Origin of the sequence: Xenorhabdus entomophaga (assembly GCF_037996725.1) — a bacterium.
In the GTDB taxonomy this organism is placed as follows: domain Bacteria; phylum Pseudomonadota; class Gammaproteobacteria; order Enterobacterales; family Enterobacteriaceae; genus Xenorhabdus; species Xenorhabdus khoisanae.
Genome location: NZ_JBBMXH010000046.1, coordinates 19,308 through 32,616, shown reverse-complemented (window position 1 = coordinate 32,616; position 13,309 = coordinate 19,308). Strand labels below are relative to the sequence as shown.

Genomic DNA, 13,309 nt, shown 5'->3' with positions numbered 1-13,309 from the left:
ATCAGCGATATGGAATTGAGGCTGAATATGACACCAAGAAAGATTTTAAATGGGCTGACGCCAATGGAAGCTTATACCGGTCGCATGTTGCACTTATTGCGTTAATCCAGCTTTACTTCAATCTACTTAGAAAAACTCATTATTCAATGTATGGCATTGAGAAAACATACCAGTGTTTTTGAATATTCATATAATTTAGAAAAAATTAACATTCACTCCTGTAAATCCAACCTTAAGACAAATATCATACTCTTTTCCAAACAACGCCCAGCATCAGCCAAAATCAATTTCCATTCTTCATCAACTGGGTGATTTATACCAGAAAGGTGATCATAAAATAATTTTCATAGCTGTATGATAAGTAAAATATGGCGAAGAAGATTAATTTATTTATTTATTGCCATCCAAAATCAATCAAGTTTTCTGAATTATTACTTTAATTCACTTATATATTGCTGAAATAAGCAATGAGGAACTTATATGTAAAATTAAATATTAGCGCTTTTCCATTAACCATAAGAACCTACATTTATCATGCTGATGCTAAATAACATACCTGAGTGATTCAAAATATCACTTAGTTCTATTTCTATTAATTTTTCGACTGGCACAGAAAGAAAAAAATGTTATTGCAAAAAATTGAGTATCACTTTTCTTATAATGCCGATAAGGTAGCGATTTATTCTAAAACGGAAGCCATGACTTATGCGCAATTGGCGATCAGTTCTTATAATATCGCGAAATCTATTAATCAGCGATTAGCTGAATCTGATTCACTTATCGCCATTTTAATGAACAGGCAACCTGCTATTATTGCAACGCTTCTTGGAATTATGCGATCAGGCAATGCCTATGCCATTGTGGAAGCAGGCAATAATCATCAGGAAACGATGGCAAGGTTGAATGCCATTCAGCCGGATTTTATTATCACTGACGAAGATAATGAAGCGTTCGCAGAGGAAAGTAGTTTCCGTTGGTTAAATTATCGTGCAGCAACCTCTGACCAGAATGATTCAAGTATGGTCCGACTGAAACAACTATTGGTGTCACAATCCATTCAGTCTCTGTTCAGGAGTTACACACCACTTCCGAATTAACATTACCGATTGGTCAACCTTTCGGATGTACCCAAATTCTTTTACGTGGGAATGATGGTAAATTCAGTGACAAAGGCCCCATTGAAGGAGAATTATTCATCGGTGGGCCTTCTGTGGCAAAAGGTTACAGAAATTTGTCTCAGGCCAGTGCGGAGCGCTTTGTAGAACTTTCTGGCTATGCCGGTAGGTATTACCGCACAGGTGATCGGGTTCGAAGAGAAGCTAACGGGACACTAAGTCATGGGATTATGTGCCGATGCAACAGAAAGCAATCATTATGACCAACTCCATTCGCTGGCAGAGCAAAAATTCGGGCAGGCTCCTACCGCTTTTGTATTAAGTGCCGGACGCGGATTGCCGGGAACACTGACCACCTCTGATTCAGGGCAATGGCAAGATCTCATTAACATCAACTTATTAGGTGCGATGCACCAATTACGCTCTTGTGCGGCTTTGTTCTCACAACAAGCGCTGGCAGACCCCAAAGTCCGGGATATTGTTGTGATCGGCTCAACGGTCGGCCGGACAGTATCAGCCGGAAATCCTGTATACGGTGCCACTAAATTTGCCCTGCATTCTTTGGTTGACTCACTACGTCAAGAACTGTGCGAAAAACTCATTCGTGTCACATTAATTGAACCCGGATTTGTCCATTCAGAATTTCAGGCCACCAGCGTTTGGCGGCATTTGTTACCATAAAACCGGATGCCATTACGCGTTTACAATCAATTCTGGCTGAAATACGCCAGTTGGCCGTTGCCAGATTGCCTGTCTATATGGTTCCCGGCCTTATATCATTTCTGGATGTAATACCAAAAACTAACTCCGGCAAATTAGACCGTAAGGCACTTGAACATCTGGTTGTTGATGTTCTTGCTTTATCCCCCGATAAATATGTTGCGCCATCGGGTAAAACAGAAGTTTGGCTCAGTCATCATTGGTCAAAACTACTGGATATCACCACTATCAGCACAGATGCTAATTTCTTTACTCTGGGCGGTCACTCTTTACTGGCAACACAGCTACTTTCCGCTATTAACAAGCAATTTGGCATAGAGTTCAGTTTACGGCAGTTCTTTCAGGCACCAACAATCCGCGCATTGGCGACACAGATAGATATCGCGTCAACCATGGAACACCGTTCAGAAACAGTGATCCCACGTCAGGCAAAGTCTGAAAAATATCCGCTGTCTTTCCCTCAGCAACGACTTTGGTTCCTGTCACAACTGATGCCTGATTCAGCGGTCTATCATATCCCCATCGCCTTTGAATTGAACGGCACGTTAGATATCAAACGATTACAACAGGCTTTTGCTCATACTGCCAAATATCATCCATTGCTACGTGTACGGTTTGTGCAAGAACATGATCAAGTGACACAAGTCTTAGCTAATGCGATGACTGAGATAAAAATCCAGCATTGTGAAGGATTGGCAAACCTTGATGGCGCCAGTCTGCAAAACGAGTTGGCCCAATTACTCAGTATTGAAGCCAGACGTACTATGGATTTGGAAAATGAGGGCGGATTGAGAGCAACCTTATTCCAGATTCATGAGCAGAAGCATTATTTGGCACTGACTTTCCACCATCTTATTACGGATGGCTGGTCACGTACTATCTTCCTGCATGAATTTGGACAACGATACAGCGCTATCACCGAAAACATGATCGATCCCCACCGGTAAGCAAGGACTGTGTTATAGCGAATTTGCTACTTGGCAACGCCAGTATCTATCTAATCCAGATCTTCAACATCAGGCAGATTATTGGCGCACTAAACTATCCGGTGCTCCGGATTATTTAGCCTTGCCAACAGACTATACACGCCCGGCACAACTGAGTTATCACGGAAAAGTACTCAACTCCCGGATACCTTCCGAAACCTATGTGCAATTACGTAAATTAGGCGAACAGAGCGGCGCCACTTTATTTATGATGCTGCTTACTGCCTATAAGGCCCTGTTGTTCCGTCTGACCACCCAAGAGGATCTTGTTGTCGGCGTTCCCATCGCTAACCGGCATTATCAAGGAGTTGAAAAGACCATTGGCCTGTTTGTTAACACCTTCGCTATCCGCAGCCAGTGTGCTCCTGAGATGCCGTTCAGCGAATTCTTGGAAGTCGTCAAGAACAATACACTGGATGCTTATGAACATCAGGATATTCCGTTTGAACGAATCGTGGAAATCTGTCAGGCTAAGCGCGGTTTTAACCAGCATCCGGTGTTTCAAACTATGTTTGATATGCAAAACGAAAACGAATGGCAACTGGAACTTCCTCATGTAAAAACAACGTTCTTCGAAGTCGACACGCAAATCGCCCGCTTTGACCTATTACTTGCCGTCAAAGAAGATAGCCACGGGCTTGAGCTTGCTTTTGAATATTCGACAGAACTGTTCCGTGAAGAGTCTATCCGTCACTTTGCCGACAGTTTCGCTAGCTTACTTCAGGCAATCGCGAATACGCCAAAACTGGAGCTGGCAAGCATACCACTGCAAACAGGTTCGTTGTCCATACCTCCGACATCAATATCTAAGGCCAAAGGCAATGTTGTGTCGATCTTCAGGCAACAAGTCAACGCTAATCCTGATGCCATTGCACTCATCGCAGGAGAACGCTCAATCAGTTATGCTGAGTTGGATGCAAAATCATCAGAACTTGCAGACTTCCTGCAACTCAAAGGAGTTTCGTATGAAACACCTGTCGGTATGTTGTTACGCCCTTCGCCAGAAGCCATCGTCACGATTCTGGCAATACTTAAAGCGGGAGGAATGTACGTCCCTATTGATAATGATTATCCAGCAGACAGAATTAATCTCATCCTGAACGATGCGAAAGTGCTATGTCTGATTACTGACAGCGATATATTTTCCAGCGCCCAACACCAAAAGAGTTGGCAGAAATCTTTGATGAGGTAACCCTGAATCCAGACAAAGACATCTTGTTAACCCTTTCAGAAACAGACTCTGATGAGGCTATTTTTCTTGTTCATCCTGTTTTTGGCCTGGCATTTCCATACCTTGCCCTGAGTAAACGTATACCGGGCAAACGGCTCTTTGGATTAAACAATCCGACTTTTGGTCAAAAACAGGGGCGTTTCATCAGCATAGAACAACAAACTGAGCACTATGTCGCAGCAATTCGTAAAGTACACCCCAACGGGCCTTACCATTTAGGGGGATGGTCTTATGGTGGTGTCGTCGCTTATGAAATGGCTCAACAATTGTGTGCTATGGGTCAAGAGGTTGAAACACTTGTCCTGATAGATAGTTTCTTTGCATCGAATCGCCATTGGCAACAACCTGATGAAGTCGCCTTGCAAAACTTTATGTCTAAGGAAGGCGTTGATCCTGAAAGTACATTTGGTAAAGCGTTCTCGGTTGAGTTACAGCACAATCCAGAATTACTGATGAACTATCAGCCGCGTCCTTATGCGGGTCGTGTCGCACTGATACAAGCGTCACAGGAGCGAGAGCTCAACAATCCTCTTATTTTTGACAATCTTGTTAATCATTGGGAAGAACTCGTCGAGGGTGAATTTAACACCTATCGCATTAATGCTACCCATGATGATATTTTTAAGGAAAACAACATCGGGGGAAACAGCAAATATCCTCAATCAGATATTTGTCCGACAAAATGCTTTGCCTGAAACCAACATACTCATCAGTGAAACAGAGTAATCAGTAAGAAGGTAATAGCTAAAAAACAACTGCCCTACAGAAGAATAACTGTGGGGCATATTTATAAATTTGAGTAAGGATGTAAATTTGAATATATACCTTCAAATTAAAAATATGATTAAGCCGCCTAATTGGATGGATGATATACGTTCCATTCTGGCACTTGCGATTCCGTTAATTATTTCTCAATGTGCGCAAAGTGGGATTTTATTCATCGATACATTACTGATGGGACAACTCGGCCCACAGGCACTTGCAGCAGGTGCATTGGCTATTTCGGCATTTTACTTATGCTACATACTGTCATTTGGTGTCATCTCCGCTGCGGGTAATTTGGTTGCCATCTATCATGGTGCAGGTCGCCGCCGTGATATTGTTTCCGCCATTCGTTGTGGATTACTTCTTGCACTACTTTTATCTTTTGGAATGGGAATACTCTTGTGGAATATTACCCCTCTGATGCTGATGCTTGGACAACCACCAGATACCGTAGAAATGGCCCAGAAATTCTTATATATACTCGTTTGGGGGATGCCATTTGGACTCTTATTTCTCGCATTGAGAGGATTTACCGCCGGCATAGGTAAACCGGGCCCTATTCCCTTCATTATGTTCAGTGCACTTATCCTCTCTGGTAGTTTAGGGTGGATTTTATCCAAAATAATGGGGATATATGGTATCGCCATTGCTTCCACCATTACATATGGCTATATGGGAGTTATATTCATTGTGGTTCTATGCCTGCACCCCCATTACAAACGCTATCCAATCTTTACCCGATTAACCCGCAAAGATTTAACCATCATGCCCGAACTCCTTAAAATTGGGATACCTACCGCGGGAACTCTTGGTCTGGAAAATAGTTTGTTTAATGGCTGTACCTGGCTAATGGGAGCTTTAGGTGCCATCACGCTGGCTGCTCATCAAAGCATCATGCAATTGGTCATCACAAGTTTCAGTGTGCCACTGGGTCTGATGTATGCGGTTTCCATGCGTGCAGGGCAAGCCTCAGGTGCGGGAAACTGGCATAAAGTACGTAACTTATCCTGGATTGGAAATGCCCTAATCCTATTATGGTCATTATTGACTATCTCAATATTATTGCTGATCCCAAATGAATTATTGTCCCTTTTTCTGCCTTCTGATGTAAATCAGGCAACTGAGGCCAAAAATATAGCATTAATGTTAGTGCCGTTTGCTGCCCTGCTATGCTTGCTGGATGGTTGGCAAACAATGGTATGTGGACTTCTCCGTGCTCTTAAGGATGCACAAGTTACGGTTATTATTTCTGGAGTAAGTTATTGGGGGATCGGATTACCCATCGCATGGTGGCTGTCACAGTATTCTCTCGGTCCTGCGGGTGTATGGTGGGGCATGTGTTCCGGGTTGTTTATCGCTTGTCTTGTAATGCAAACCCGGTTGCAAATGCTGTTACGGCAACGTACGTATATTTCTGCTGAATTAGCAGGATAAATAGCACGTTATTCATGCACTGATAATGTTTGAGGTCTGTGATAGTTGTAAAATTTCCCTCATCCAGATTGGGGCTGGCTGATCTGATATCCACAAAATGTCCAACCTCACTTATATCGATAGTGTATTGGCAAAAACTCCCTATATTGCTGGAAATCATTTCACTATTGTGGATTCTTATTTATTCGTCATCGTTCGATGGGTATTTCAGACAAAATTAGACATTTCTGGATTGGTTAATTTAAATCTGAAAAAGATATTTTTTAATGCTATAAGCTTCCGGTAGCTTACTACCGGAAGCTGAATATAATTTGTACCCTTAATCTTTCAAGTTGCAGCTTTGCTGGCTGCGCTCACCCCATACATAATTTTAATTTGTTATGTTCGGAGGTTTGTTCTCTTGCCGTTGTGCGACATACTGAAATTTACTGGGTATATCATCTTTAACGATCAGTCAATTTGTGATGCGTTGAATTGATGTGTTGGTTTAACTATCTTATCTTGGGCAGCAACGAGCTGTAATTCAAACTCCTCACTTTTTTGCGTTTCCAACATCACTTCATAAACTGCCGCTGCAATATGTTCTAATGCAGCTTGTAATGCTACGTTTGTCAAAGATGGGCTTTTCAATAGATTGACGAGGAATAAACCACTGGTTAAGTCACCAACACCAACTGGTTGACGCACTCCCGTATCAATCAATGGGCGACTAACATGCCAACTATGTTCTTTAGTCACTAAAAGCATTTCAAAACAATCTGCCCGGTAACCTGCACGGCTTAAGTGCTTAACTAACACTATCTTAGGGCCTTTTTCACATAATTCACGTGCTGCGGATATGGCTTGTTCTACATTCTCAATTTTCCGCATAGCCAGTGTTTCAAGCTCCAGTAAATTAGGTGCAATAATATCACTGACGGGTAATACCTTCTCACAAAAAAATTCAGCAACACCAGATGCAACAATACATCCCTTTTCTGGGTGTCCCATGACAGGATCGCAGAAATACCATGCTTCGGGATTAGCTTTCTTAACCTGCTTTACAATATCGAGAATATGACTCCCCTGTTCCGCAGAACCGATATAACCACTCAGAACAGCATTGCAGGATGCCAATTTATTAATTTCGCTAATTCCCTGCACAATTTCTGTCAGATGTTCTGGCGGCATTACACATCCACGCCATTGAGGATATTGAGTGTGATTAGAAAACTGAACCGTATTTAATGGCCATACGTTCACTCCCATACGACTCATAGGAAAAACAGCCGCGCTGTTTCCCGCATGACCAAAAACCACATGAGACTGAATTGAAAGAATATTTTTCATTATAAGGCCTAATTTATATTTTAAGATCTGTGAGTAGCTGATAAAGATGCCAGATACTTAAAGGGCAACATCACTGTTGCCCTTTAATAACATCTTTATGAATTATTTCCAGTCGATAAGGCAATAATGTTTTTTACCACGACGTAACAAAGTATAACGCCCGAACAAACGATCACCGTCCGTAAATACATACATAGGCTCAGATTGTTTTACGCCATTGATGGAAACTGCATTGGAACTGATCATAGTACGCGCTTGACCACGGGAAGGAACAAACTCAGTAGAAACCAATGCTTGTTGCAGGTCAGCCCCATTTTCAAGTTCAATTGCTGGCATACCATCCTGAGCCAGTTGAGCAAAGTCATCTTCAGTCAAGTCAGCCACAGCACCGGAGAATAAACTCTCAGTAATACGCTTAGCCGCAGCAAGACCTACTTCTCCATGCACTAATTTGGTGACTTGCTCTGCCAATATATACTGAGCACGTGGCGCTTTACCGCTATTTTTATCTTCTTCTTCCAGTGCATTAATTTCTTCAATGCTCATGAAAGTAAAGAATTTCAGGAAACGGTAAACATCTGCATCTGCTGTGTTAATCCAGAACTGGTAAAATTTGTATGGACTGGTTCTTTTCGGATCCAACCAAACTGCCCCACCTTCAGTCTTACCGAATTTAGTGCCATCTGATTTAGTGATCAGTGGTACTGTCATTCCAAACACTTGTTTCTGGTGTAAACGACGAGTCAAATCAATACCTGAAGTAATGTTGCCCCACTGATCTGAACCACCAATCTGCAATTCAACACCATATTTTCCATTCAGCTTAGCAAAGTCATAGGACTGTAACAGGTTATAAGAAAATTCTGTGTAGGAAATACCAACATCATCGCGATTTAAACGTTGCTTCACCGCTTCTTTGTTGATCATCTGATTAACGGAAAAATGCTTACCAATATCACGCAGGAAAGTCAGCACATCCATTTCACCAAACCAATTATAGTTATTGGCTAACTCTGCACCATTTTCACCATCAAAACTGAGGAATGGAGAAACCTGCTTGCGAATTTTCTCAACCCATTCTTTGACTGTTTCTTCTGTGTTTAATTTGCGTTCAGTTGCCTTAAAGCTAGGATCGCCAATCAAACCTGTCGCACCACCGACCAACGCAATAGGCTTATGCCCAGCAAGTTGGAATCGTTTTAAACACAGCAAGGGAACCAGATGGCCCAAATGCAAGCTGTCAGCGGTAGGATCGAAGCCACAATAGAGAGAAACCGGACCTTGCGCCAGTCTCTCAGCTAACGCCTCTTCATCCGTTACCTGGGCAACAAGGCCCCGCTCTTGCAGTTGTTTTATCAGGTTATTGCTAGACATCAATGACTCCATCGGTTTGTATACGTTACCTATATACCTATATAAGTATCTCGTTATAAATCACGTGCTATAGAATAAAACGCCCGTAATATAAGTGCCAGTATTAAAAACGGTAATTACATCCTTTACCTTTCAAATCACTGCGTTATCGACTGCATTATTGACTGCAATTTGAAGGTCATTGAGGTTCATTCGGCACAGGGCATTTTGTATAAGGTATAGGTTGTTAAGGCGCTAAGCGATCAATATGCCATTCGTCACCTTCACGCTGATACAAAAAACGGTCGTGAAGACGATGGGCGCCTCCCTGCCAGAATTCTACAGAATCAAATTCAACTCTGAATCCTCCCCAAAAACTGGGCAAAGGAACTTCTCCATTAAGAAACTTTTGTTTCAGCTCCAAGAACTTACTTTCCAAAATACCTCTGGCAGAAATTCGCGAGGATTGTTGGGAAGCCCAAGCGGCAATTTGGCTATCTCTTGGACGGCTATGGAAATATTTTATAACTTCAGCAGGAGACAGTTTTTCCGCCTTACCAAGAAAACTGACTTGCCTTTCCAATTGATGCCATGGGAAATAGAGGCTAATCCGATTATTCTGGGACAGATGTTTCGCCTTCCGGCTACCAAGGTTGGTATAAAAAACTAAGCTGTGAGCGTCAAAATGTTTTAATAGAACAATACGCTGGTAAGGTTGACCATGTTCATCTACTGTAGCAACGCACATTGCCGTCGGATCGCTTAGTTTAGCTTCACAGGCCTGCTTTAACCAATGTTCAAAAAGTTCAATGGGTTCTTTAGTAAGATCTTTGCGCCTTAATCCACCGCGTATATATTCGCGGCGCAATTCTGCAATGGCTGTTTCATTATGTTCAGACATTTCTAACTCTCGATTTCTTAATGAGTATTAGCATATCATTGCTATCTACTAACTATATAAAGCTAACTATATAGCCACACCAAATAGCTACCAACTGATTTTTAGCTCACCACAGGGTAAATTGCCCCTAAAATCGTTTCCCTGTCTGCACCCGTTACTGATGGCAAATTACCAGACAGTCCGGACATGGTTCGGAATGCCAACCAGGCAAATGCCAGTGCTTCCATGTCATCACCACTCAATCCATATTTGTCTGTCGTAGCCACTTCAGAATCTGGCAATAAAGCTGATAACCGACTCATCACAAGCGGATTTCGGGCCCCGCCGCCACAAACAAGAAGACGATCACAGCCACCACTCAACACAACTTGCTGGGCAATACTTACAACCGTTAATTCAGCCAGTGTTGCCTGAATATCCACAGGTGAAACATCTGGAAAATCAGCCAACTGCCTTTCCAGCCATGCCATATTAAAATACTCACGCCCTGTGCTCTTTGGTGCAGTACGTGCAAAATAAGGGTCAGAAAGCATTTTCTGGAGTAAAGATTCATTGACAATGCCTTCACTGGCCCACAACGCATCTTTGTCATATGGTATTTGCTTATGTTGCCATGTCCAGGTATCCATCAACATATTCCCGGGCCCGGTATCATATCCCTTAACCGCAGAATTAGGCAGAAGCGCGGAAATATTCGCAATACCGCCAATATTCAAAATAACACGCCTCTCTGTCGGGTGACCCAATACCGCCATATGAAATGCTGGCACCAAAGGCGCTCCCTGACCGCCATAAGCCATATCACGTCGTCTGAAATCACCTACAGTTGTAATATTGGTCAGTGCTGCCACACGATTATTGTCGCCAATTTGCATAGTAAACGGTTTCTCTCCATCTGGCTCATGCCATACCGTCTGCCCATGACACCCGATTGCAGTAATATCGCTTGCGGTGAGACCAGCCTTATCCAACAACCCTTGCACTGCTTCGGCAAAAAGAGTACCAAGTTCATAATCAAACCTTCCCACCATTGATAATGTCGTTTGCTGCCCCTGACAGATGGAAAGCAATTTTTGTTTCAACTCTTGTGGGAAAGAATGGTTATAACTTACTTGCTGGGTAACTGCCTTATCACTAATCTCCGCTAGAATAACATCAACTCCATCCATGCTGGTGCCAGACATAACACCAATATAACGCCCTGACTTCATAAATATTCCCCTATTAAAGAATGGATTACATTTAATCTTGAGTAGACTATAAAGTACATCGATTCGGACTATATATGTTTAATGATTATTATCAGAGATAAAATCTGAGTTTTGGAAAGCTCTTCACAAAACATGCTAAACTTTTGGTCAGGAATTATTCCTTTCGGAGTTGATTGTGAACATTTATTATATATGCAGATATGAATCATTAGTGGTTGGCAAATTTATTCTTCCTGCCGCTAGCAATAGTATCTGCTACTAACAATAGTAGCCGAATGCTTGGTTATAGGTTTATTATCAAGCTTCTCTATCGGGTATTAAAATAGGAGTGACTATGTTAAAACGTTTCCTGGTTGGTGCAGTTGTCCTTACCACATTATCTGGTTGTGCAGACATGGGAGCGCTTTCTAGTGATACTTATTCTATTGGACAAGCCAATCAAGCTCAAACTGTAACCTATGGCACCATTCTTTCTGTACGCCCTATCACTATCAAAGGTAATCAAGCTGGCGATCCTAATATGTTAGGCCTCATTGGTGGCGCTGTTTTAGGCGGGTTGTTAGGTAATACGGTCGGTGGTGGCTCTGGTCAAAAACTTGCTACAGCCGCAGGTGCTATTGCCGGTGGTCTGGCTGGGCAAGGCATCGAAGGTGCTATAGATAAAACGAAAGGTGTTGAGTTAGAAATTCGTACGGACAGCGGAAAAAATATTATCGTAGTACAAAAACTGGATCAGGTCAGATTCAACAGAGGACAACGAGTCAGAATTGCCAACAGTGGAGATTCTCTGACTGTATCACCACTCTGAAACATTCAAGTAGCATAAAACTAAAAAATCGCGGATTGCCAGTATCTGGACCGCGATTTTATATTATTAATTAACTTTTATATTACCTGTTTATGTAATTGGTTAATATTCTTTTCGATTTTTTTTATTACGGAAGATAGAAGAATTAACTCATCATGAGTAATTCCCTCCAAAATTTCTTTCCTTGTCAAATCAATAACACTATCCACTTCTCTGATAAAAGTTTCAGATTCTCCGGTTAATTTGATTCTTTTGGCTCGCCGATCATTGGCACATGTGTGACGCGTAATCAGTTTCTTTTCTTCTAATTGATCAAGGGTTCTCACCAGAGATGGCTGCTCAATACCAATAGCTTTCGCGAGCTGTATCTGTGACTGCTCTGGTGGCAGCTGACTAATATTGTATAGAGTAACCCAATGCGTCTGAGTTAATTTCAACGGTTTCAAACGATGATCAATTAAAGCGCGCCAAACACGAACTAAACGTGCCAGGTCTGATCCCAATGTCAATTCCAATTACCCCTCCTTATAATTAGAGACTCATATAACATCAATGAATTACCCAATCAGTTTATTCATATGAATAATGGATACGCACCCTATATCATTCTTACATTAGCAGAATCAGAAATTTTGCTAATTACCTAATTAGTGTCGCGTTGGCTTGTTACTCAAAGTTGACATCTTCGTCGCCCTAAAGAGCGAAGTTTTACGGCGCACCGAATAAAATCGCGCATTAATCCACCAACGATATAAACTGTATAAAATAATCCTCCGACTAAACTATTGTAAGTTTAAATATCAACTAAAAAAATACAATCCCCCAAAATATATACATTTCCACTCGGTTAAAGTTCTATAAGAATAACCGCCATCCAAATACTAATCTATATATTTTTACATTAATATCATTTTTCTCTTACAGATAGTGTCAATATTAGAATAAAAAACATAAAAAACAACAAGATAACAAAACAGCTCTTTTATTGTTCAATAAATAATTCTTTAATAAGAAAATTTTACTAAAACTTTTCAATTATCCAACGAGAATGCTATTTTTGATCGACTTATGTCAAATAAAAAATATTTAATACAGATATTACATCATTTATTACTGGTAATATTTCTTATTCCCACGGTAATTATGAAATATTATTCATATAAGAAATTTTTTCAGCCATTCAGTATAAAGCTAAAATAATTCCTGATTATCTGGTATAATATTTTCCTAATTTGCTTTTATTTTTAACCATCTTAGATGTCTATGATGACATAAGTGCAATATTTTTCTTTTTTCACCATCTGATAGTTTCATCCATATAAATCGCTCCTCTCTGCTCCGATAGCATCCCCGACAAAAACCACGGGAGTCAGATTCACAGATCCCTCGGCAAGGGTTTGGAATAGCAAAAAATTCTAATTGTTCAGCCATCTCATCCTCCCGTATCCAGGTTTAT

The 13,309-nt window shown here is 41.4% G+C and carries 15 protein-coding genes; 9 read left to right on the top strand and 6 right to left on the bottom strand.

The annotated features are described in order from the left end of the window. The first annotated feature begins 623 nt into the window (after positions 1-623). The 8 genes from AAC854_RS11195 to AAC854_RS24280 all read left to right on the top strand — a co-directional run bounded on the left by AAC854_RS11195 (position 624) and on the right by AAC854_RS24280 (position 6,537). Positions 624-1,097 (top strand): AMP-binding protein, encoded by a 474-nt coding sequence (locus tag AAC854_RS11195; protein WP_340617170.1) that lies wholly within the window; start codon positions 624-626, stop codon positions 1,095-1,097. Continuing rightward, positions 1,040-1,378 (top strand): acyl-CoA synthetase family protein, encoded by a 339-nt coding sequence (locus AAC854_RS24285; protein WP_422824079.1) that lies wholly within the window; start codon positions 1,040-1,042, stop codon positions 1,376-1,378. The genes AAC854_RS11195 and AAC854_RS24285 overlap by 58 nt, the downstream gene beginning before the upstream one ends. Continuing rightward, positions 1,338-1,796: an SDR family oxidoreductase gene (locus AAC854_RS11190; protein ID WP_340617169.1), complete on the top strand. Its 459-nt coding sequence runs from the start codon at positions 1,338-1,340 to the stop codon at positions 1,794-1,796. Before AAC854_RS24285 ends, AAC854_RS11190 begins: the two co-directional genes overlap by 41 nt. Further along, positions 1,775-2,782, top strand: a complete 1,008-nt coding sequence (locus AAC854_RS11185) for a condensation domain-containing protein (RefSeq protein ID WP_340617168.1) — start codon at positions 1,775-1,777, stop codon at positions 2,780-2,782. Before AAC854_RS11190 ends, AAC854_RS11185 begins: the two co-directional genes overlap by 22 nt. Beyond that, the gene (locus AAC854_RS11180) at positions 2,769-4,013 is read left to right on the top strand and encodes a condensation domain-containing protein (RefSeq protein ID WP_340617172.1); all 1,245 of its coding nucleotides are present in this window, start codon (positions 2,769-2,771) and stop codon (positions 4,011-4,013) included. The genes AAC854_RS11185 and AAC854_RS11180 overlap by 14 nt, the downstream gene beginning before the upstream one ends. Beyond that, on the top strand, positions 3,989-4,747 hold the full coding sequence (locus AAC854_RS11175; protein ID WP_340617167.1) for a thioesterase domain-containing protein: 759 nt from the start codon (positions 3,989-3,991) through the stop codon (positions 4,745-4,747). Before AAC854_RS11180 ends, AAC854_RS11175 begins: the two co-directional genes overlap by 25 nt. Positions 4,748-4,913: 166 nt before the next feature. Continuing rightward, positions 4,914-6,251 (top strand): MATE family efflux transporter, encoded by a 1,338-nt coding sequence (locus tag AAC854_RS11170; RefSeq protein ID WP_340617166.1) that lies wholly within the window; start codon positions 4,914-4,916, stop codon positions 6,249-6,251. 97 nt (positions 6,252-6,348) lie between these two features. Continuing rightward, positions 6,349-6,537 carry a glutathione binding-like protein gene (locus AAC854_RS24280; protein WP_422824078.1) on the top strand — a complete coding sequence of 63 codons (189 nt, stop codon included), beginning with the start codon at positions 6,349-6,351 and terminating at the stop codon, positions 6,535-6,537. 164 nt (positions 6,538-6,701) lie between these two features. Here the strand turns inward: AAC854_RS24280 and pdxY are convergent, their stop codons facing one another. From pdxY to anmK, 4 genes are all read right to left on the bottom strand, one after another. After that, positions 6,702-7,580 (bottom strand): pyridoxal kinase PdxY, encoded by an 879-nt coding sequence (gene pdxY, locus AAC854_RS11165; protein ID WP_340617165.1) that lies wholly within the window; start codon positions 7,578-7,580, stop codon positions 6,702-6,704. A 102-nt stretch (positions 7,581-7,682) separates the two neighbouring features. Next, complete coding sequence (gene tyrS, locus AAC854_RS11160) at positions 7,683-8,954, bottom strand: tyrosine--tRNA ligase (RefSeq protein WP_340617164.1); 1,272 nt, start codon at positions 8,952-8,954, stop codon at positions 7,683-7,685. Between the two features lie 226 nt (positions 8,955-9,180). Continuing rightward, on the bottom strand, positions 9,181-9,834 hold the full coding sequence (pdxH, locus tag AAC854_RS11155) for a pyridoxamine 5'-phosphate oxidase (protein ID WP_340617163.1): 654 nt from the start codon (positions 9,832-9,834) through the stop codon (positions 9,181-9,183). 101 nt (positions 9,835-9,935) lie between these two features. Next, complete coding sequence (gene anmK, locus AAC854_RS11150; protein WP_340617162.1) at positions 9,936-11,045, bottom strand: anhydro-N-acetylmuramic acid kinase; 1,110 nt, start codon at positions 11,043-11,045, stop codon at positions 9,936-9,938. A gap of 334 nt (positions 11,046-11,379) precedes the next feature. Here anmK and AAC854_RS11145 point away from each other — a divergent pair, with 334 nt between their 5' ends. After that, complete coding sequence (locus tag AAC854_RS11145) at positions 11,380-11,853, top strand: outer membrane lipoprotein (RefSeq protein WP_340617161.1); 474 nt, start codon at positions 11,380-11,382, stop codon at positions 11,851-11,853. Positions 11,854-11,930: 77 nt separating this feature from the next. Here the strand turns inward: AAC854_RS11145 and slyA are convergent, their stop codons facing one another. Next, positions 11,931-12,368, bottom strand: coding sequence for a transcriptional regulator SlyA (gene slyA / locus AAC854_RS11140; RefSeq protein ID WP_187654566.1), 438 nt, complete (start codon positions 12,366-12,368; stop codon positions 11,931-11,933). A 712-nt stretch (positions 12,369-13,080) separates the two neighbouring features. After that, positions 13,081-13,284, bottom strand: coding sequence for a DUF1289 domain-containing protein (locus tag AAC854_RS11135; RefSeq protein ID WP_340617160.1), 204 nt, complete (start codon positions 13,282-13,284; stop codon positions 13,081-13,083). Positions 13,285-13,309: the final 25 nt, after the last annotated feature.